The sequence below is a fragment of the Mesorhizobium sp. WSM4821 genome, assembly GCF_055901555.1.
The window spans coordinates 590,578-611,545 of record NZ_CM148371.1 but is presented as its reverse complement, the minus strand read 5'-3'; the positions used below and the strand labels follow the sequence as shown (position 1 = coordinate 611,545).

18 protein-coding genes and 1 tRNA gene are annotated in these 20,968 nt (G+C 63.1%); 4 read left to right on the top strand and 15 right to left on the bottom strand.

The window, feature by feature from the left end:
* The first annotated feature begins 48 nt into the window (after positions 1–48).
* Complete coding sequence (locus AC0NID_RS02755) at positions 49–2,202, top strand: thiamine pyrophosphate-dependent enzyme (protein WP_473450605.1); 2,154 nt, start codon at positions 49–51, stop codon at positions 2,200–2,202.
* Complete coding sequence (locus AC0NID_RS02750; protein ID WP_473450603.1) at positions 2,195–3,808, top strand: indolepyruvate oxidoreductase subunit beta family protein; 1,614 nt, start codon at positions 2,195–2,197, stop codon at positions 3,806–3,808. Before AC0NID_RS02755 ends, AC0NID_RS02750 begins: the two co-directional genes overlap by 8 nt.
* Before the next feature lie 87 nt (positions 3,809–3,895).
* On the opposite strand, the gene AC0NID_RS02745 is transcribed toward AC0NID_RS02750, so the two are convergent.
* From AC0NID_RS02745 to AC0NID_RS02725, 5 genes are all read right to left on the bottom strand, one after another.
* Positions 3,896–4,351, bottom strand: a complete 456-nt coding sequence (locus AC0NID_RS02745) for a pyridoxamine 5'-phosphate oxidase family protein (protein WP_473450601.1) — start codon at positions 4,349–4,351, stop codon at positions 3,896–3,898.
* Positions 4,352–4,621: 270 nt separating this feature from the next.
* Positions 4,622–5,155: a DUF2380 domain-containing protein gene (locus AC0NID_RS02740; RefSeq protein ID WP_473450599.1), complete on the bottom strand. Its 534-nt coding sequence runs from the start codon at positions 5,153–5,155 to the stop codon at positions 4,622–4,624.
* A gap of 128 nt (positions 5,156–5,283) precedes the next feature.
* Positions 5,284–5,610 carry a hypothetical protein gene (locus AC0NID_RS02735; protein ID WP_473450598.1) on the bottom strand — a complete coding sequence of 109 codons (327 nt, stop codon included), beginning with the start codon at positions 5,608–5,610 and terminating at the stop codon, positions 5,284–5,286.
* A gap of 64 nt (positions 5,611–5,674) precedes the next feature.
* Complete coding sequence (locus AC0NID_RS02730) at positions 5,675–6,100, bottom strand: globin family protein (RefSeq protein WP_473450596.1); 426 nt, start codon at positions 6,098–6,100, stop codon at positions 5,675–5,677.
* A 319-nt stretch (positions 6,101–6,419) separates the two neighbouring features.
* Positions 6,420–6,495 (bottom strand) — tRNA-Thr (locus tag AC0NID_RS02725).
* Between the two features lie 264 nt (positions 6,496–6,759).
* On the opposite strand from AC0NID_RS02725, the gene AC0NID_RS02720 reads away from it, so the two are divergent.
* On the top strand, positions 6,760–8,058 hold the full coding sequence (locus AC0NID_RS02720) for a hypothetical protein (RefSeq protein WP_473450594.1): 1,299 nt from the start codon (positions 6,760–6,762) through the stop codon (positions 8,056–8,058).
* 83 nt (positions 8,059–8,141) lie between these two features.
* On the opposite strand, the gene AC0NID_RS02715 is transcribed toward AC0NID_RS02720, so the two are convergent.
* Complete coding sequence (locus tag AC0NID_RS02715) at positions 8,142–9,743, bottom strand: cisplatin damage response ATP-dependent DNA ligase (protein ID WP_473450592.1); 1,602 nt, start codon at positions 9,741–9,743, stop codon at positions 8,142–8,144.
* Positions 9,744–9,804: 61 nt separating this feature from the next.
* Positions 9,805–10,815 (bottom strand): ligase-associated DNA damage response exonuclease, encoded by a 1,011-nt coding sequence (locus tag AC0NID_RS02710; RefSeq protein WP_473450590.1) that lies wholly within the window; start codon positions 10,813–10,815, stop codon positions 9,805–9,807.
* Positions 10,816–11,003: 188 nt separating this feature from the next.
* On the opposite strand from AC0NID_RS02710, the gene AC0NID_RS02705 reads away from it, so the two are divergent.
* Entirely contained in the window at positions 11,004–11,363 is a 360-nt protein-coding gene (locus AC0NID_RS02705; protein ID WP_473450588.1) for a hypothetical protein, read from the top strand.
* Here AC0NID_RS02705 and AC0NID_RS02700 read toward each other — a convergent pair.
* The 8 genes from AC0NID_RS02700 to AC0NID_RS02665 all read right to left on the bottom strand — a co-directional run bounded on the left by AC0NID_RS02700 (position 11,360) and on the right by AC0NID_RS02665 (position 20,892).
* Entirely contained in the window at positions 11,360–12,301 is a 942-nt protein-coding gene (locus tag AC0NID_RS02700; RefSeq protein ID WP_473450586.1) for a 2-hydroxyacid dehydrogenase, read from the bottom strand. The genes AC0NID_RS02705 and AC0NID_RS02700 overlap by 4 nt on opposite strands.
* A gap of 132 nt (positions 12,302–12,433) precedes the next feature.
* Positions 12,434–14,062 (bottom strand): ABC transporter ATP-binding protein, encoded by a 1,629-nt coding sequence (locus AC0NID_RS02695; RefSeq protein WP_473450584.1) that lies wholly within the window; start codon positions 14,060–14,062, stop codon positions 12,434–12,436.
* Complete coding sequence (locus tag AC0NID_RS02690) at positions 14,059–14,559, bottom strand: type II toxin-antitoxin system VapC family toxin (protein WP_473450582.1); 501 nt, start codon at positions 14,557–14,559, stop codon at positions 14,059–14,061. Before AC0NID_RS02690 ends, AC0NID_RS02695 begins: the two co-directional genes overlap by 4 nt.
* Complete coding sequence (locus tag AC0NID_RS02685; protein ID WP_473450580.1) at positions 14,559–14,792, bottom strand: hypothetical protein; 234 nt, start codon at positions 14,790–14,792, stop codon at positions 14,559–14,561. Before AC0NID_RS02685 ends, AC0NID_RS02690 begins: the two co-directional genes overlap by 1 nt.
* Before the next feature lie 90 nt (positions 14,793–14,882).
* Positions 14,883–16,022 carry an ABC transporter permease gene (locus AC0NID_RS02680; RefSeq protein ID WP_473450578.1) on the bottom strand — a complete coding sequence of 380 codons (1,140 nt, stop codon included), beginning with the start codon at positions 16,020–16,022 and terminating at the stop codon, positions 14,883–14,885.
* Positions 16,022–17,116: a microcin C ABC transporter permease YejB gene (locus tag AC0NID_RS02675; protein ID WP_473450576.1), complete on the bottom strand. Its 1,095-nt coding sequence runs from the start codon at positions 17,114–17,116 to the stop codon at positions 16,022–16,024. The genes AC0NID_RS02680 and AC0NID_RS02675 overlap by 1 nt, the downstream gene beginning before the upstream one ends.
* A gap of 30 nt (positions 17,117–17,146) precedes the next feature.
* Positions 17,147–19,015: an extracellular solute-binding protein gene (locus tag AC0NID_RS02670; protein ID WP_473450574.1), complete on the bottom strand. Its 1,869-nt coding sequence runs from the start codon at positions 19,013–19,015 to the stop codon at positions 17,147–17,149.
* Positions 19,015–20,892 (bottom strand): extracellular solute-binding protein, encoded by a 1,878-nt coding sequence (locus AC0NID_RS02665; protein WP_473450572.1) that lies wholly within the window; start codon positions 20,890–20,892, stop codon positions 19,015–19,017. Before AC0NID_RS02665 ends, AC0NID_RS02670 begins: the two co-directional genes overlap by 1 nt.
* Positions 20,893–20,968 lie beyond the last annotated feature (76 nt).

Below are 20,968 nucleotides of genomic sequence, written 5' to 3'. Positions count from 1 at the left end.
CGATCTCACGCGCCGCCAAACTTCGGCGGCGCCGGAAGGAGCCAAAAAATGGCCGAACGGTCTTTTGCCAAGGAAGTCGAAAAGCTCAGGCTCGGCGCCGGCGAGGAGTTTTCAGGCGAGGGCATTCTCGCCATCACCAAGGCGCTGCTGCAATGCGGCGTCGGCTATGTCGGGGGCTATCAGGGCGCGCCGATCAGCCATCTGATGGACGTGTTGGCCGACGCGCAGGACATTCTGGGCGAGCTCGGCGTGCATTTCGAGGCGAGCGCTTCGGAAGCGACCGCGACCGCGATGCTGGCCGCCTCGGTGCATTATCCGATCCGCGGTGCGGCGACCTTCAAGTCGACGGTCGGCACCAATGTCGCGTCCGACGCGCTGGCCAATCTCGCTTCCGGCGGCGTCACTGGCGGCGCGCTGATCATCGTCGGCGAGGATTATGGCGAAGGCTCCTCGATCATGCAGGAGCGCAGCCATGCCTTCGCCATGAAGAGTCAGGTCTGGCTGCTCGATCCGCGGCCGAATCTGCCGTCGATCGTCAAGGCGGTGGAGGACGGCTTCGAACTCTCCGAGATTTCCAACACGCCGGTCATGCTGCAGGTCCGCATCCGCTGTTGCCATGTCCACGGTCATTTCATCGCCAAGGACAACAAGCCTCCTGCGATGACGGTGGCCGATGCGCTGGAAGCGCCGCGCCGCGACACCGGCCGCATCGTGCTGCCGCCAGCCTCCTTCCTGCACGAGAAGGAAAAGGTGCAGAAACGCTGGCCGGCGGCGGTGGATTTCATCCGCGCCAACAAGATCAACGAGTTCTTCGGCCCGGAGCACGGCGCGGTTGGCATCGTCATGCAGGGCGGCATGTACAATTCGGTCATCCGGGCGCTGCAGCGCCTCGGCTTGGCCGACACCTATGGTGTGACAGACGTGCCGCTTTATGTGCTCAATGCCGTCTATCCCTTGGTCGACGACGAGTTCCTGTCCTTCTGCGAGGGCAAGGACGCCGTGCTCGTCGTCGAGGAGGGCCAGCCCAACTATATCGAGCAGGCTTTTGCCGCGATGCTGCACAAGGCCGGGCGCGGCACGAAATTGGTCGGCAAGGAACATCTGCCGATGGCCGGCGAATACACCGGCCAGGTCATGCTCGACGGCATCGGATCTTTCCTGCGCGCCACCATCCCGCATTTGCTGCCGAGCGAGGTCCGCGCGCCGAACAAGATCGGCGACGGGCTCGATACCGCCGACCTGATCAATGTCGTTCCGGGCCGCCCGCCCGGCTTCTGCGTCGGCTGTCCTGAGCGGCCGATCTTCGCCGCCACCAAGCTGGTCGAGCAGGAACTCGGCAAGCACCACATCGCCTCCGACATCGGCTGCCATCTGTTTTCGATCATGCCGCCCTTCGAGCTCGGCGCCACCACCATGGGCTACGGGCTGGGGCCGGCCTCGGCCTCGGCGTTCAATTCGCCCGATGCCAAGCGCCGCTCGATCTCCTTCGTCGGCGACGGCGGCTTCTGGCACAATGGCCTGACCTCATCGGTCGGCAATGCCGTGTTCAACAAGAATGACGGCGTCATCGTCATCGTCGACAACTTTTATTCGGCGGCGACGGGAGGGCAGGACATTCTCTCGTCCCGTGCCGGCAACAAGACGAAATCGACCAAGCACCCGATCACCGAGGCGGTGAAGGGCATGGGCGTCAAATGGCTGCGCCACATCGACCGCACCTACGATGTCGGCAAAATGCAGGCCACGCTGCGCGAGGCGCTGACGACTGCCGAGAAGGGCCCGAAGGTCATCGTCGCCTCGTCCGAATGCATGCTCAACCGGCAGCGCCGCGAAAAGCCTCTGGTCGACAAGGCGATCAAGGGTGGCGAGCGGATCGTCAAGCCGAAGTTCGGCGTCGACGAGGATATCTGCACCGGCGACCATGCCTGCATGCGGCTCTCCGGCTGCCCGTCGCTGTCGGTGAAGTCGCTGGACGATCCGTTGCGCGACGATCCGGTGGCGCATATCGACCAGAGCTGCGTCGGCTGCGGCAATTGCGGCGAGGTGGCAGATGCCGCGGTGCTCTGCCCGTCGTTCTACCGCGCCGATGTGGTCCACAATCCGAGCCGCTGGGATCGTTTCCTGGAGGCCGCGCGTCGCGCCACGATCAGCCTCCTGCAGCGGCGCCGTGAAAGCCGGCGCCTGATGTTCGCCGATGCTTGACGCCGTCCCCTCATCGCGCTCGAAGGCCGGTGCTCCCGAAGACGAGCGCGTCATCAAGCTTGCCGTGCTGGCGGTCGGCGGCCAGGGCGGTGGCGTGCTGGCCGACTGGATCACCGACGTCGCCGAGCGCAATTTCTATGTCGCGCAATCGACCTCCGTCGCCGGCGTCGCCCAGCGCACCGGCGCCACCATCTACTATGTCGAGATGTGCCGCGACACCGGCCGCTTGCCTGTCTTCGCGCTGTCGCCGTCGCAGGGCGACGTCGACATCTTGATCGCGGCCGAGCTGATGGAGGCCGGCCGCGCCATCATCCGTGGCTTCGTCACGCCCGAGCGCACGACGCTGATCGCCTCCTCGCACCGCATCGCCGCCGTGTCGGAAAAGATCGAGCCCGGCGACGGCCGCGCCTCGTCGTCAAAAGTGCATGCGACGGCGGAAACCGCGGCCAAGCGCTTCATCGCCTTCGACATGGAGAAGATCGCCGCCGACAACGGTTCGATGATCTCGGCCAGCCTGCTCGGCGCGCTGGCGGGGTCCGACGCCTTGCCGTTCACGCGCGAGAGCTATGAGCAGGCGGTCAGTGCCGGCGGCCGCGGCGTGAAGGCCAGTCTCGCCGCCTTCGGCGCCGCCTTTGATTGCGCCCGTGGCCTGACGAGCGCGCCGGTTCCGGGCGACAAGATCGCAGCGCCAAAAGCTGCCGAGACCGGCTCGGGCGCGGCGGCAAAGGTGAGCGGCCCAGAAAACCTGCTGAAGGGCTGGCAGGACCTTGCGGCCCGGGTCGGAGCGCTGCCGCTTCCCCTGCACGACATGGCGTTTCGCGGCCTGAAAAAAGTCGTCGACTATCAGGACATCGCCTATGGCGGCGAGTATCTCGACCGCCTCGACCGCGCCGTCGCGCTGGACAATGCCGATGGCTACGGGGCCGAACATGCCTACGCGCTGTCGATCGCAGCGGCAAAGCATCTGGCCAACGCCATGTGCTACGACGACATGATCCGCGTCGCCGACCTGAAGACGCGTTCGACGCGTGACCAGCGGGTGCGCCGCGAGGTCGGCGTCAAGGACGGCTCGATCCTGCAGGTGACCGAATATTTCCATCCGCGCATCGAGGAGTTCTGCGGCACGCTGCCGGCCGGGCTTGGCAGCTACATCGAGGCGCGGCCGAAGCTCGCCGCTTTTCTCGACCGCCGCATCAATCGCGGCCGCCACATTCGCACCGACAGCTTTGCCGGCTTCGCTGCGCTGTGGTTCATCGGCGGCCTGCGCCGCTGGCGCCGCCGCCTGCTGCGCCACAGGGTCGAAACCGAGCATCTCGAGCGCTGGTACGCGCTGGCGCTCGGCCATGTCAGGGAAGACTACGCACTCGCCGTCGAGATCCTCAACTGCCGCCGGCTGATCAAGGGCTACAGCGACACCCACGCCCGCGCGCAATCCAAGTTCGATCGCGTGCTGTCGGCGCTCGACCTGGTCAAGGACCGCGCCGATGCCGCCGACTGGATCAGGCGCCTGCGCGAAGCAGCGTTGAAGGACGAAAAGGGCGACATGCTCGACGGCGCGCTGAAGACCGTGGCGACGCTGGGCGATGGCCCCGTTTCGTCCGCTTGATCAGTCAGATCGGAACAACTCCAGACCAGCGCCGCGCAGCGTCCATCTGAGAAAGCAGCGGCGGCGCCTACTCCCGGCAAAAAGCGCTTAGCAAGTGACAAGGTCTGTGTGGCCGAAGCCCTTGGAGTAATCGAGCACCGAGATGACCGTCGGCGTGACGCGGAATATGCGGACATCCTCCGGGGTCGGCATCGGGACAGGCAGGGGCGCGACCTGCTCAGGATACTTCAGCGGAAGCATGCGCAAGACCATGGCCGCTTCGGCCGGATCGGCCACCGCTTTCGCGTGCGCCGCCATGGACAGACCGGTAATTGCCATCAAATCCGAAGTGTCGTGATCGATCGTGACCGACACCCGATCATCGCGCGCCAGATTGGCCGCCTTTTGACTGTCCAGGCCACAGAGGAAGTAGAGGGCGAGGCCTTCGTTCACGTAACCGACGGTAGTCGCCTGCGGCCAGCCATCCGGCCTTAGCGTGGCGATCGTCATGATCCGGTGTTGGTCCAACAGCGTCAGGATCTTCTTTTTGAGCTCTTCGTCCATCGGTCGTCTCCATGATCGCGGGCAATCCAAAGGCACGGACAATCATCCGGCCACCCAACTGCTTTGGCGTTGATGCAAGTCAAACCATGGCGCCCGACAAACCAGGCATCGTTGGAGGAGTCGAGCCGGTGAGGATTGCGCCGCGTTCGGTGGCCGCAGCGGCGGCGACACCACAACAGCACGCTGGGACATTCCTGCCTGTCTGATCACCGGAGCTGTTGCGTTGCTGTCGCGGCGACCGATTTCGGTTGCCGGACTTCCCGTGCAACCCTACGGAATGCAGTGCTTCTCGATGTCGCGCGCCGTGAACTCTGCTGCTCGTCGCCACGCTTCGTCGGTATCTCCCCGGTAAGTCAGGTATCGATCGCAGACAGGTTTGTTGCCGTTCAAATCCAGCACTGCGAACTTCACCCAGCCAACCAGCGTGCTCATCTTGTGCATCTGACCGATCAGCAGGTATTTCGCGCGGGCTGTTCTTGCCTGCCTCGAGAGATCGACAAGGCCGGGGTCCTTGATGGTGCACCGTTCTGCCTGACAAGGTAACTCGACGAGGTCGATCTTCTCCGAAAGAGCATCGTGCAACGCAACGCCAAATGCCTTCAGTCGCGCTTCGTGCTCGGCGGTCTGGTCCCTGACTTCGCCTGATGTATCCTTGAACTCGAAATCCGCGACAGCGAGGGCCGCGGGCTCGACGGCATCGGCAAAAGCGGCCGAGGCAAGCACGCCAGCGCCGATCAGGGTCAGGAGAAATTGTCCGCACTCAAAAAGTCGAAATCGTACTTCCGCGCATTTCACCTTGAGCATCTCGGTCTCCGAGGTAGGGACGATAGCCGTCCCAATGGCGGTGCCCATTGTCTCTTCGCGTTGTTGGAGGCGCGGAAAGCAAGCGCAAGACTACCCGGTTGCGTCGCAACGTCAACTTTCCACCCGTTTTACTGGGTGGACTCCACCTTCGCGACAACGAGCTTGCCTTTGGCGCGCGAGATTTCGAGTGCCTGGCCGGAGCCGGTCAACGCGCCCGGGACCGAGATCACCATCGCCTGGCCCTCGGTGAGGGTCGCGACGAAGCGTACGGGCAGGTTTTCCTCGCCCGCCGCCATCGTGGTGACCACCCGATAGCCGTCATCCGCCTCGGTGTAGTAGACGACGCCGTGAAAGTTGCCGAGATCGACGGTCCCACCCTGACGGGCCGTGAGTTCGCCAGCAGAAGCGGAACCTGCCGCAACGCAAAGCGCTGCTAGAGCTGTGTATCTGAACATCGTGTTTCTCTCCATTTGGAATTGTCATTCAGGTGGATGGTCGCCTTCGGCTGCATCAATAAAATCAAGCTGCGAGCTGATCCTCGCGGGCAGCCGCGATCATCACACTCGCGAGCAAGCCGTAGGCTGCCTCCCAGGCCTCGCGGACGGCCGGCGTAAAAGCTGTGCCGAGGCCGGCCGCCAGCGTCTCGATGAGCGCTTGCCCGACGATCGGGTAATGACGCTCCTCGACGCCGTAGGTCACGTGACGCTTGGCGAGCACGCGCACCGTAGGCAGGATGGTGTCGGCACGATCCAATCCGTGCACGACGAAGCCAAGGCTCGCCATCAGCTTGGCGCCTTGCTTGGTCATGTCTCTTACCGGAAACAGCGCGCGAAGATCCGCGTCGATCGCAAACAGGCGCTCATAGAACAGCGCGGCGGCGGCCGCGCGTATCGGCACGACCTCGCGAAAACTATCCTGGACAAGTCTGATCTGGTCGGGTGTCATCGGCGACGCTCCTGCGTTCCTGGTGAGGCTCGACCATCGCCCCAAAGCGTTTCGCTCGCATGTCGCCTGCGCGTGGATGTGTTTCAGTTGTGTCTCAATTGGTTTTCATTTGCGCTCACTTGCTTTCAGCTCCCTTGTGCGGCTTTGCCCTGACGGCGGTGCCTTGGAAGTCGTGCGATGTGATCAAACATGTCGGACGACCATTCCCGAACGGTTCCCATCCTGGTGATGGACGCGTTTGAAATCGAGGGAAGGCGGAGGCGCGCCTGTGGCGGCACGAGGCAAGGGCGCGCGGCGGCATGAGGATTATTGGAGGTTTTGGTGCCGCTTAGGTGACTCGAACACCTGACCCCATCATTACGAATGATGTGCTCTACCAACTGAGCTAAAGCGGCCCGGGAAGCCGAAGCCTCCAAGATGCGCTGGGTGATAGACTCAACCAGCCGCGAATTCAAGATGGGCAGTCGCGAATTCAAGAGGCCACGCTGGCTCAGTGCCAGGAAAATCAGCGAAATATGTTGATTCCCTTGCCGAAAACCTCTGGAAACAGGCCCTGGATGCATCGCCAGGGCAGAATGCGGCCGCTGGCCCGTTGATTGATTGGTCGCCTACGGCTAACGATCATGGGCAATGTGACCGTACGTGCAGAGGGGTCCCGCTTGGACGCGATCGAAAAAGCGATCCGGAACGCCTTCGAAAAAGGCAATGCCGACGACCGGGCGTTTCGCGAGAGGGTCTATCGATCGGCCTTCGCCGCACTGGACCGTGCCCTTCAGGCCAACCAGGGCGTGACGGTGGAAGTCGCCATCAAGCGCCGCAAGGCGGTCCAGGCCAAGATCACCGAAATCGAATCCGAGTTCCTGCCGGCGGTCCCCGATGTCGGCCTGCCGGCCGATGAGGATACCGCAGCACCGGCGGTGGAGCAGCCGGCTGATAGCGAAACCGAAACCGAACCTGCGTCGCAGCCTGACGTCGTCGTCGACGATCCGGTGGAGCCTCAGGCCGATAGCGCGGTCGAAGCCGAACCTGCGCTGCCGCCTGACGTCGTTGTCGACGGTCCGGTGGAGCCGCCGAGTGACAGCGCGGTCGAAGCCGAATCTGCGCCGTCGCCTGACATCGTTGTCGACGGTCCGGGGCAACCTCCTGCATCCGACGCGCCCCGGTCGCGCGTCCTGCCGGTCGTTCCCGATATCATGCCCGAAGCGGTTTTTGCCGGTGTGCCGGAGATCGACATGTCGATCCGTGCGTCGGCCGGAGACGACGACGCTGAGGTGATGCCCGACCGCGACGACAGGCGGGTGAGGGGCCGCCGTCTGCCGCTCACAGCGATCTTCCTCGGTGTTACGCTGCTTGCCGCTGCCGGCATCGGCTTCTATTTCGCTGCGCAGACCGGCGTCTTTAAGTCGGCGGCCCAACTCGACACGGCCCCGCCGCAGACGCCCCCGACGGTGGACGACGATGACTTCACGCCGCCGGGCGACACGGCCTCGCCGCTGAATTCCGGCGAGGCGGATGAGGAACGCGACTGGATCAACGTGTTTTCGCCGAGCGACCCGACGCTTGTCAGCGCGCCTTCGGATGCCGAGGCCGAAGTCATGCAGGACGAGAGCGGTTCGTTCCTGCGCATCCGGTCGGGCGCCTCCGGCTCGGCCATCAGCTTCGACGTCGGGCAAGGCGTTCTGGAACGACTCGCCGGCAGGCACGCGGTGTTCGACATCATCGCCCGCTCCGAGGAGGGCAAGGAGACGCAGATCTCCGTCGATTGCAATTTCGGCGAACTCGGCGATTGCGGCCGCAAGCGCTACGCGGTCGGCCGTGAGAACAACGAGTATCTGTTCGACGTGCGCTTTCCCGACAAGCGTCCGGGTGCCGCCGGCACCATCGCCATCAATTCCGACTTCGACCAGCAGGGCAAGTCGGTCGACATCTACGAGATCCGCGTCTCGGTCGTCCCGTAGAGCATCGGACCCAAGGGCATGCCCACGGGCTTGACCCGGGGCGGAAACCGGGTTTGGGAAAATCCGGTGCTCAAACAAAGGCCTCAGCTGTCGAGCAGCGCCTGCAGCGTCTCGATGCGGTCGGCTTCGGCCGCCGGCTTGTCCCAGCGCAGCCGTGAAATGCGCGGAAAGCGCATGGCGACGCCGGACTTGTGCCGTGTCGAGCGGTTGAGGCCCTCGAAGGCCACCTCCAGCACGAGGCCTTGTCTGCGGTCGGCCCGCACCGAGCGGACCGGGCCGAAACGTTCGACCGTGTTGTCGCGGACATATTTGTCGATCTGCCTCAGTTCCTCGTCGGTGAAGCCGAAATAGGCTTTCCCCACCGGCACCAGTTCCTCCGATCCTTCCGGACCGGACCAGACGCCGAACGTGTAGTCGGAATAGAAACTCGAACGCTTGCCGTGGCCGCGCTGGGCGTACATCAGCACGGCGTCGACCGTGTGCGGATCGCGCTTCCATTTGAACCAGGGGCCTTTCGGCCGGCCGGTGAGATAGGGCGAATCCCAGCGCTTCAGCATGACGCCTTCGATCACCGGATGCAGCGGCTTGCGGCGCAATTCCTCCAGCACCTGCCAGTCCTCGAATTCGACCAGCGGCGACAGGTCGAAGCGGCTCGGTTCGAGCGTGCTCACGAAGGCCTCGAGCCGGTCGCGACGCTCGCGGAAAGAGAACGCCCGCAAATCCTCGTCGCCGATCTGAAGCAGGTCGTAGCAGCGCATGAACGCCGGGTACTGCTGCTGTATCTTCGGTGCCACGCTCTTGCGGTTCAGCCGCTGCTGCAGGTCCGAAAAGGTGCCTGTCGCCTGCCGGGGATCGCCGACCAGGAGCTCACCGTCGAGGGTGCCGGAAAAATCCATCGCTTCGGCGAGATCCGGAAAGGCGCCGGAAACGTCGTCGCCGGTGCGCGAATAGAGCCGGCGAATGCCGCCTTCCGATACGGCCTGGACGCGGATGCCGTCCCATTTCCACTCGGCTGCGTAATCGGCCGGGTCGAGCTTTTCGAGATCGCCGTCACCGACCGGGTTCGACAGCATCACCGGCCGAAACAGTGCGAGCGCGGTCTTTTCGGGTTTTTCCGCCTTGCCTTCCAGCCAGGCGAACAGCCCGGCATAGGGCGGCGTCAGCCCGTGCCAGAGCTCTTCGATCTCGGCGACGTCGACCTTGCCGAAATCGGCCAGCGCCTGCTTGGCCAACCGCGCCGAGACGCCGATGCGCAGGCCGCCAGTGACCAGCTTTATGATGGCGAAGCGCGCCGAGATGCTGGCGCTGTCGAGCAGCCTGGCCAGCACCTTCGGCCCGTCGGAGCGGCTCGCCGCCTGCAGCTTCGCCACCACCTCGGCCAGCGTCGGCTCGTGGTTCGCGATATCCGCGGGCGATTGCGGCCAGACCAGGGAAACAGTTTCGGCGAGATCGCCGACATAGTCGTAGGAATAGCCAAACAGCACCGGGTCCATGCGCTCCATGACCAGCATGCGCAGCATCGCCGGCTTGACCGCCGCGATGGTCAGGTCGCCGGTGATGGCGGCCAGCGCCAGGCCGCGATCCGGATCCTCGACACTGCGGAAATAATCGGTCAAGAGCGTCAGCTTGCCATTGCGCGACGGCGTCAGCACGAGGCGGTCGAGAAGCTCGGCGAAGCGGTTCATGAGGGTGCGCACCGTAGGCGAACGCCGCGCCCTACGCAGATGACTACCGAACTTCCCATCCTCAATCGCCCTCGTCCTCGTAGCCGACGAGATGCAGCGGCCTGGCGGCGATGCCTTCGAGTTCGCACCAGCGCACCAGGGCCTCCTCGCGGCCATGCGTCACCCAGATCTCCCCGGCACCGGTCTCCTTGATCGTGGCGATCAGCTCGTCCCAGTCGGCATGGTCGGAAATGATCAGCGGCAGCTCGACGCCGCCCTGCTTGGCGCGTTGGCGGATGCGCATCCAGCCGGAGGCGAAGCACGAGATCGGATCGGGAAAGCGCCGCGCCCAGCGGTCGGCGAAGGCCGAGGGTGGACCGATGACGATGGCGCCGGAGAAATCGTCCTTGCCGCCACTTTCGACGGTCGCCGGCTCCAGCGTCCCGAGGTCGATGCCTTGGCTCTGATAGTAGTCGCTGAGCTTGGCCAGCGCGCCGTGTATGTAGATCGGCCTGTCGTGGCCGGCATCGCGCAGCAAGCGCATCACGCGCTGCGCCTTGCCGAGCGCATAGGCGCCGACCAGATGCGCGCGTTCGGGAAACTGCGCGGTCGATTTCAGCAGGCGGGCGATCTCTTCGGCATCGGGCGGGTGACGGAACACCGGCAGGCCGAAGGTCGCCTCGGTGATGAACACGTCGCATTTGACCGGTTCGAACGGCGCGCACGTCGCATCCCGCTGGCGCTTGTAGTCGCCCGACGCGACGATGCACGTGCCCTGATGCACGACTTCGATCTGCGCGGAGCCGAGCACATGGCCGGCCGGATGGAAGGTAACGCTGACGCCGTTCACGGCAATCGTCTCGCCGAGCGCTGCCGCTTGCGTCGTCCCGGCAAAACCCTCGCCGTAGCGCAGCCCCATGATATCCAGCGTCTGTCGTGTGGCCAGGACCGAGCTGTGCCCGGAACGGGCATGGTCGGAATGGCCGTGCGTGATCAGCGCCCGGCTGACCGGCCGCACCGGATCGATGAAGAAGTCGCCGGGTGGGCAATAGAGGCCCTCGGGCCGGGGATGAAGCAGGTCGCTGGCGCGCATGGCTCCAAAGATAGGCATTAATTCCGGCGCGGAAAGCCTGTTGCAAGTGGCTGCTGACACCTGCATAGGCAGGAGATATCGACCGCAGCCGTGCCACTGGTGGTGGCGGCTGCGAAAAGCCCGATTCGGATGCCCGACTGACGCGACCATCCCGATCGAAGGCAGCACATCGACACGGAGCACGTCCCATGCGCTGGAACATACTGGTCTTGGCATCTTGCCTGGCATCGGCCGGCTGCGTCGGCAACTCGATGTCCGAACGGCAGGATGCGGACGTCCGGTCCTCGCTGCAGTACGATAGCGTGCCTTGCAACCAATTGCTGGCGCTGCGTGACGGGCTGGCGCAGCAATACCGCCTGCCGGTGGACGCCAAGCCGTCCTTCTCCAATCCGGCAATGGGCTTCGGCCCGTTCACGCCCGATATGCGCTCGAAAAGCAAGCGCGATTCCGATCAGGCACGCGGCAAGATCGATGCCATGAACCGTTCGATTGCCCGCCGCGAATGCGGCAAACCGGCCAAATCGGACGGGCTCGGCCTGCCGGGTTAATACCCGGCGTCGCGATCCACGACGTTCTCGAGCTTCTCGCCGCGCTCGAAGGCCGCCATCTGGCGCAGCATGATCGGCGCCAGATGCACGGGATCGGAGGTCGCCGCCGCATGCGGCGTCACCAACACTTTCGGGTGGCTCCATAGCGAGCTGGTCTTCGGCAGCGGCTCGACCTCGAACACGTCGAGGCTGGCTTCCTTCAGCGTGCCGTCCTCCAGCGCGCGCACGATGTCGGCATCCTTCTGCAGGCGGCCGCGCCCGGCATTGATCAGCACCGAACCGCCGAGGCCGTTGCGTTTCCTCAGCTCCTTCAGCACGCTGTAATTGACGATGCCTTGCGTCTGTGGCGTGAGCGGCAAAAGCACCACAAGAATGTCGGTGGCGTTGAGGAAGGGGATCAACCCGGCCTCGCCCGCATAGGTCGAAACGCCCTTCATCGACCGGTCGCTGCGCGACCAGCCATTGACCGGAAAACCGAGCGACAAAAGCACCGACGCCGCCGCGCGGCCAAGCGTGCCGAACCCCATGATGCCGACGGAGATGTCGCTGGCCGGCCGTTGCGGCGGCTCGTGCCAGATCTTCTTTTTCTGCTGCGACCGGTAGAGCATGCCCTGGCGATGATGATCGAGCACGCGCCAGACGACATATTCGGTCATGTACTGGGTAAGGTTGTCGGCCACGACCTTCACGATCGGCACGTCGGGCAAAGTGGGGTCGGCGAAGATGTGGTCGACGCCGGCGCCGATCGAAAACACGGCGCGCAGATTGGGCAGCGCCGACAGCAGGTTCGGCCGCTGCTTCCACACCACCGCATAGGTGATCGAGGGGTCTCTGGCGCCGTCCGGCTCGAGCACCACCTCGCGTTCCGCCGACAGCAATTCGCGCCAGCGCTGCGGATGAAAGCCGGTGACGGCAAGCAGGATACGGCCTTTTTCCATTGCGAATTCTTTTTCCTTTTTACCTACGGCGCCGCATCTCCTGGACGCGCGAAGGACGCTGTAGCACTTTGATTTTGCGCATAATCCTCACCGAAAATCGATTCCGATTTTCGGAAGTCATCGGCAGGGCCATTACTCGCTGACGATGCCGACCGGCGCCGTCTCGATCCTGAACGCGGCAGAGATCAGCGCCTTGGTATAGTCGGTCTGCGGCCGCTCGAAAATCTGTTCGGAGGGGCCGGCCTCGACGATCTTGCCGTTGCGCATGACGATGACGTCGTTGGCGAGCGCGCGGATGACCTTCAGGTCGTGGCTGATGAACAGATAGGCGAGGTCGTGCTTGGCCTGCAGGCTGCGCAGAAGGTCGACCACCTGCGCCTGCACGCTCATGTCGAGCGCCGAGGTCGGCTCGTCCAGCATGACGAAACGCGGGTTGAGCACCATGGCGCGCGCGATGGCGATACGCTGACGCTGGCCACCGGAAAACTCGTGCGGATAGCGATTGCGCGTGGCGGGATCGAGCCCGACTTCCCCGAGCACATCGACGATGCGCTTGTCGCGCTGATCGGGCGACAGCTTCGGCTCGTGGATCCTCAGCCCCTCCTCGATGATCTCGGAGACCGACATGCGCGGGCTCAAGGACCCGAACGGATCCTGGAAGACGATCTGCAGCTCGCGCCGCAGCGGCCGCATGGCGTTGAACGTCAGCTCGTTGATGTCGCGTCCGTTGAACCGAATGGTCCCGGTCGACGAGATCATCCTGGCCAGCGCCAGGCCGAGCGTCGTCTTGCCCGAGCCGGATTCGCCGACGACGCCGAGCGTCTGGCCGGCGCGAACGGTGACGTCGATGCCGTCGACCGCCTTCACATTGTCGACGGTGCGCCGGAAAAAGCCTTTCTTGATTGGGAACCAGACCTTGATGTCCTGGCCCGTCATGACTGGCTTGGCGGCGTGGCTGGCTGCCGGCGGCTTGCCCTTCGGTTCGGCGGCCAACAAATGCCGAGTATAGCTGTGCTGCGGATCGGCGAAGATGTCTTTCGTCGGCCCGGTCTCGACGATCTTGCCCTTGGTCATCACGCAGACCCGGTCGGCGATCTTCCTGACGATGCCGAGATCGTGGGTGATGAACAGCATCGACATGCCCTTGCGGCTCTTCAGCTCCGCAAGCAGTTCGAGGATCTGCGCCTGCACGGTGACGTCGAGTGCCGTCGTCGGCTCGTCGGCGATCAGCAGTTCCGGTTCGTTGGCCAGCGCCATGGCGATCATGACGCGCTGGCGCTGGCCGCCGGAAAGCTGGTGCGGATAGGCGTCGAGCCGCTTCTCCGGCTCGCGGATGCCGACCTCGTTGAGCAGCTCCAGGGTGCGCGCCTTGGCCTGGCGGTCACCCAGGCCCTGATGCAGCGTCAGCACCTCGACGATCTGCTGCTCGATCGTGTGCAGCGGATTGAGCGAGGTCATCGGCTCCTGGAAGATCATGGTGATCTTGTTGCCGCGCACGCGGCGCAATTCCTTCTCGTCGGTGGCGAGCAGGTCGGCGCCCTGGAACAGGATCTTCCCCGACGGATGGCTGGCGGCCGGATAGGGCAGCAGCTTCAGCACCGACAGCGCCGTGACCGACTTGCCGGAGCCGGATTCGCCGACCAGCGCCACCGTCTCGCCCTTGGCGATGTCGAAGGAAATGTGGTCGACGGCCATCGACTGGCGGCCTTCCTGCGCGAAGGCGACGCTGAGATCGCGGACGGAGAGGAGAGGGGCGGTCATGGCTCAACTTCCGCGACGACTCTTTCCAAGACAGAAATTTCCGGGCGTATAATCGAAATTTCCGCTGCCAGTTGAGGGGGAACGAGCCGATTTGGTGCGATAGAATAGGTTTCCTTCAATCTCGTATCCGCAGTCAGAAATTGTGTGCAGCCGAAGTACATCGCTGTGGAAAGATGGATCGCGTCTGGTAATCTTAACGAAAGGGATTCAGAGCGCAGTTGCGCTGCATGCCAGAGAGCCACGCGCGTTACCGCGCCAACCAAGATAAAGGCATTGCCGATCGAAATATTGTCGTTGAGTTCGATCAGTCGCTCATTGTTCTTTTTCAAGGGGTCAACCATCAACTCTGCGAGCACGATCTCGCTTGTCGCCAGGAAAGATTGCTTTCTGCCCTCGTTCAGTGAAATGACCTGAAGTAGTTTTTTTGCAAGTGCGTCTTTGTTTTCAAAGGCATAGATGAAAATCTTGGTATCGACGTAAAGCCGGACGGCGGCCATCAATCCTCCCACTCATCGCGGAGGGCACGAACGCGCGCGACAGCTTCTTCGAGACCTGTTCCCGGCGCATTGGCCTGAGCATTCCGCATGAGTTCAAGCAATTGTTCGCGGCCAAGAGGCCGGTTGGCCTCCTCTTCCACGGTCACCTTGACCGAAGCGCCCAGAGCTATGCCTTCCCGCGGTTCATCCGGGAGCTTCGATGCCGGGTAGTGTTCAAGGATGATCTTATTCATAATTCTGCCCTAACTGATCGTCTTGGCTGCGAGTTCGCTCAATCTCGGCCAACTTAAATATAACATGCCGAATGCCAGCCTGCATCGCCCTCATCTGAACGTCTTGCGCGGATCGAAGGCGTCGCGGGTCGCCTCGCCGACGAACACCAGCAGCGACAGCATCAACGAGATGACGACGAAGCCGGAAATGCCCAGCCACGGCGCGTTGAGGTTGCGCTGGGCCTGCTTCAGCAGTTCGCCCAGCGAGGCCGAGCCGGGCGGCAGGCCGAAGCCGAGGTAATCGAGCGATGTCAGCGTCGAGATCGAGCCGCTGAGCAGGAAGGGCATGAAGGTCAGCGTCGCCACCATGGCATTGGGCAGCAGATGCCGGAACATGATGGTGCCGTTGGACACGCCGAGCGCGCGGGCCGCGTTGACATATTCGAAGTTGCGGGCGCGCAGGAACTCGGCCCGCACCACGCCGACCAGCGCCACCCAGGAGAACAGCAGCATCAGCCCGAGCAGGATGAAGAAGCCGGGCGGCAGGATGGCGGCGACGATCAGCAAGAGATAGAGCACCGGGATCGCCGACCAGATTTCTATGAAGCGCTGGAACAGAAGGTCGGTCCAGCCGCCGAAATAGCCCTGCAGCGCGCCGGCCGTCACGCCGATCAGCGCCGAGCCGGCGGTGAGGATCAGGCCGAACAGCACCGAGACCCTGAACCCGTAGATGACGCGCGCCAGCACGTCGCGTGCCTGGTCGTCGGTGCCCAGCCAGTTCCAGTTGCCGACGACGCAGTTAGGGTCGGCGGCACCTTGCGGATACTGGTTGCACCGCGTCTTGGCGTCATAGAGCCAGGACGGCTTGGTGGGCGCCGCCTCGGGGATGGCGTTGTTGACGGTCCGGTAGGAGTAGCGGACCGGCGGCCAGATCATCCAGCCATGGGCATTGATCTCGTCCTGGATGACCGGGTCGCGATAGTCGGTGACCGCGTAAAAGCCGCCGAACTTCTCCTCGGGATAAGCGACCAGGACCGGAAACAGGATCTCGCCCTTGTAGGAAACGAGGGCCGGTTTGTCGTTGGCGATCCATTCGGAAAACAGCGACAACACGAAAAGCACGAGGAAGATCCAAAACGACCAATAGCCGCGCCGGTTGGCCTTGAAGTTCTGCAAGCGCCGCTTGTTGAGCGGCGACAGCCAGGGCCGGGCAATCCGGTCCGGTGCCGTGTCGACCGCGGTCCCGGCCATCAGACGTCTCTCCGCTCGAAGTCGATGCGCGGGTCGACCCAGGTATAGATCAGGTCGGACAGCAGCCCGACGAACAGGCCAAGCAGCGAGAAGATGTAGAGATTGGCGAATACCACCGGATAGTCGCGCTCGACCACCGATCTGAAACCGAGAAGGCCGAGGCCGTCGAGTGAAAAGATGTTCTCGATCAGCAGCGAACCGGTGAAGAAGGCCGAGATGAAGGCGCCCGGAAAGCCGGCGACGACGATCAGCATGGCGTTGCGGAAGACGTGCCCGTAGAGAACCTGGCGTTCCGACAGGCCCTTGGCGCGTGCGGTCACCACATACTGCTTGCGGATTTCCTCGAGGAACGAATTCTTGGTCAGAAGCGTCGTGGTGGCGAAGGCCGATAGCACCAGCGCCGTCAGCGGCAAGGTCATATGCCAGAAATAGTCGACGATCCGCGCCGGCCAGGACAGCTGGTCCCAATTGTCGGAGGTGATGCCGCGCAGCGGGAACCAGTCGTAGAACGATCCGCCGGCAAACAGCACCATCAGCAGGATGCCGAACAGGAAGCCCGGGATGGCGTAGCCGACGATGACGACGCCGCTGGTCCAGACGTCGAATGCCGAGCCGTCCTTGACTGCCTTGCGGATGCCGAGCGGGATCGAGATCAGGTAGGACAGGAGCGTGATCCACAGCCCGATCGAGATCGACACCGGCATCTTCTCCAGAATCAGATCGATCACCGAAATGTCGCGGAAATAGCTGTCGCCGAAATCGAACCTGGCATAGTTCCACAGCATCATGCCGAAGCGCTCGAGCGGTGGCTTGTCGAAGCCGAACTGCTTTTCCAGCTTGGCGATGAATTCGGGGTCGAGCCCCTGCGCGCCGCGATATTTCGAACTGACCTCGCCGGCCGGATCGAAACTACTGCCGCCCGCGTCCCCACCGCCAGCGCCGAGGCGGTCGCTGCCGCCCTGGTTCGTCAGCCTGGCGATGACTTGCTCGACCGGCCCGCCCGGCGCGAACTGGATGACAGCGAAGGATATTGCCATGATGCCGAACAGGGTCGGGATCATCAGCAGGATGCGGCGCAGGATATAGGCGCCCATCAGGCCCTCTGCGTGCTTTGAGCGAAAATTTCAGGCTTTGCCAATTTTTGCCGCCTTGTCCTTGTCGAACCACCACAGCGCCTCGACCGGGAAGCCGAAATCGGGCTTCCGCTCGGGAAAGCCGAACATGTCCCAATAGGCGGCTCGGTGATTCGCGAGATAGTATGTTGGAATCCAGTCTAGCCGCGCGCGCAAGACCCGATCGAGCGCTTTGAGCGCCGTGACCAGTTCGATCCGGCTCTGTGCCTTGCCGGCCGCGACGATCAGCGCGTCGATGGCCTTGCTTTCCGTACCGGGATAGTTGCGCATCCCCGGCGTTTTCGCCATCTGGGAGTCATAGAGGATCTCCAGGCCGTCGGCGGTGGGCGTCGCCCCGATCGACCATGCGAGCATGATGAGATCGAAGTCGAAATTGCTCTGCCGCTGTTCGTACTGCGTCGAATCGACCTGCCGGATCGAGGTGTCGATCCCGATCGCTTTCATGTTCTCGGACCATGGGGTGAAAAGGCGAACGAGGCCGTCGTCCTCGACCAGCATTTCCACCCGCAGTCGCTCGCCCTTTTCGTTGACGACGAAATTGCCCGCTCGCTTCCAGCCGGCCTCAGTAAGCAGTCTCGAAGCCTCGCGCAGCAGCTTGCGGTCGTGGCCCGAGCCGTCGGAGACAGGCTGCATTACCGGTTCACCGAAGGTTTCCGGCGGCAACTCGGCTCTGAACGGCTCCAGCAGGGCCAATTCCTCGGGCGAGGGCAGGCCCTCGGCCTTGTAATCCGACCGCTCGAAGTTCGATTGCGAGCGCTCGTAGGCACCATAAAACAGTACCCGTTTGGTCCATTCGAAATCGAAGCAATTGGCGATCGCCCGCCTCACGCGCACATCGCGGAATTGCGAGCGACGCTGGTTCAGCGCAATAGCCTGCATGGATGGCGTTTTTTCGCCGGGAAATTCGCGTTTGACGACCCTGCCGTCCTTCAGCGCCGGAAAGTCGTAACCGGTTGCCCATACCCGCGCGGTAAATTCCTCGCGAAAATGCGTGTCGCCTTTCTTCAAGGCTTCAAACGCTGCCTGGCGATCGAGGTAGAAGTCGATACGGACGCGGTCGAAATTGTAAAGGCCGCGGTTCACGGCCAGGTCGCGGCCCCAATAATCGGCGACGCGCTCATATTCGACCGTCTGTCCGGCGGCCACTCGCCCTATCTTGTACGGTCCCGAACCGAGCGGCGGTTTCATCGTCGCGGCATCGAATTCGTTGGCCGTATAAAAGGCCTTGGACACGATCGGCATTGCGACCACCGCAAGGATATTCTGCGCGGACTGTTTGCCGTTGAAGGTGAGGTCGACGGTAGCCGGATCGACCACGACCGCTTCCGTCATATGCCGCAGCGCTTGGGAAAGGTTCGGGTGGCCTTTGTCCTTGTAAAGCGTCAACGCGAAGGCAACGTCTTCGGCCGTCAGTGGCGAGCCGTCGTGGAAGCGCGCTTGCGGTCGCAGGCTGAAGCGGAAGCCGTTGCGGTCCGGCGACAGGGTAACGGTTGCGGCAAGCAGGCCGTAGACCGCATCTGGCTCGTCGAGAGAGCTTGCCATCAGCGAATCGAAACAGAGTTCGGTGCGCGGCGGCGACTCCCCCCTCAACACCAGGGAATTCAACGTGTTGAACGTCAGGAAGCTCTGATTGAAGGTGGAGTTCGGCGGTGCGAAATTCATCCGGCCGCCCTTGGGGGCATCCGGATTGACATAGTCGAAATGCTTGAAATCCGGAGGATATTTGAGGTCGCCGAAGGCCGACAGGCCGTGCAGCTTTACACCGGTCGGGATGGTGGCGAAGGCCCGGCCCGGCAGAAGCGCTGCCGCCGTGGCCGCGGCGCCCAGCGCCAGGAAGTCGCGACGAGGCAGCGCCGCCATCAATTGCCACTCTTGTATTTAGCGGCCAGCGCCTTTTCCTTGTCCTTGTCGATCCACCAGGAATCGATGTCGGCGCCGACATAGGCGGGTTGCTTCTCGGGAATGCCGAACTTGTTCCAGTAGGCCAGCCAGACCACCGGTCTGTGCCATTGCGGCACCACATAGTAGTTCCACAGCAGAACCCGGTCGAGCGCATGGGTGGCGGCAACCAGATCGTCGCGATCGGTGGCGAAGATGACGCGGTCGACCAGCGCGTCGATCACCGGGTTCTTGATTCCCATCAGATTGCGGGAGCCAGGCGCATCGGCGGCTTTTGAACTCCAGAAATCGCGCTGCTCGTTGCCGGGGGAATCCGACTGCCCGAACATCCCCGTCACCACGTCGAAGTCGAAGCTGCGGGTGCGGTTGACATATTGGCTGGGGTCGACGATGCGAAGCGCCGCATCGATACCGATCTTGCGCAAACTGTCGACATAAGGATTGGCGATCACCTCGTCGCTCGGGTCCCGTCCGAGGATCTCCAGCTTGAATTGCTGGCCGCTGTCGGCGTTGACCATCTTGCCGCCCTTGATGACCCAGCCGGCCTGAGCGAAGAGATCGACCGCAGCCTTCAGGTATTTGCGCTCGGCCTGCGGGGAATCGTAGACCGGCAGCTTGAATTCCTGGGTGAACAACTCCGCTGGCAGCCTGTCTCGGTACTGCTCGAGGATTTCCAGCTCCTTGCCTTGCGGCAGGCCGCTCGACGCCAGTTCCGTGCCTTGGAAATAGCTGCTCGTTCGGGTGTTGAGGCCGAAGAACAGCGTTCGGTTCATGCTTTCGAAATCGAGCACGTTGGTCAGCGCCTCGCGTATGCGTCGATCCTGAAACTGCTGGCGCCGCAGATTGAGCACGAAACCCTGCATCGGCTCGGGCGTTTCGGTCTTGAATTCCTTCTTGATCACGTCGCCTTGCTTGATCGCCGGGAAATTATAGGCGGTCGACCAGCGTCTGGAACTGTTTTCCGCGTTGATGTCCTCAAGCCCACCCTTGGTGAACGCCTGCCAAGCCGCATTCTCATCGAGAATATAGGTGAAACGCTGCGTGTCGAAATTCTGGCGGCCGATCTTCACCGGCAGCTTGGCGGCCCAGTAGTCGGGCACGCGCTGCCAGACGATTTCCGACCCCGGCTTGAAGCTGGCGATCTTGTAGGCTGCGGAGCCGAGCGGCGGCTCCTGCGTCGGTCTGGTGACGTCGCGCTTCTTGCCTTTGGCGTCGGTGCCTTCCCACCAGTGCTTCGGCAGCACGACGAGGTCGCCGAGGATCTTCGGCAGTTCCCGGTTGCCCTTCTGGTCGAAACGGAATTCGACCTCGCGGTCCGAGACCGCGACGGCATCGGTGACGTTCTCGAAATAGCGGCTGTACATCGGGCTGTTGGCCTTCAGCACCTGGAACGACCAGATCACGTCGTCGGTGGTGATCGGCTTGCCGTCATGCCACTTCGCCCGCGGGTCGAGACGGTAGGTCACCGACGAAAAGTCGTCCGGATGTTTGTAGGCGTCGGCGATCAGCGGATGGCTGACGCTGCCCTCGTCGGTCGCCTGCTCCATCAGCGTGTCGTAGAGCAGCCCGCCGCCGAACGGGGCGAAGCCGGCGGCGAAGGAACCCTGCACGATATAGGGATTGAAGCTGTCGAACGTGCCGGGCGCCACAGAATTCAGCGTGCCGCCCTTCGGCGCGTCCGGATTGACGTAGTCGTAGCGCTGGAAGTTGTCGCCATATTTGGATTCGCCGATCAGCGACGAGGTGGTGCGCCATTCGTCCGCGAATGCTGCCTGCACGCCGCCGGCGAAAGCGGCCACAACCAGCATCGATCTGAGAAACGTTCGGCCAACCGTCATGCCTTCTCCTCTTTGCGATGACCGCCAAAGTAGAATTTCCAAACGGTCTCTCAGCGGACAATCTAGATCATTTGAC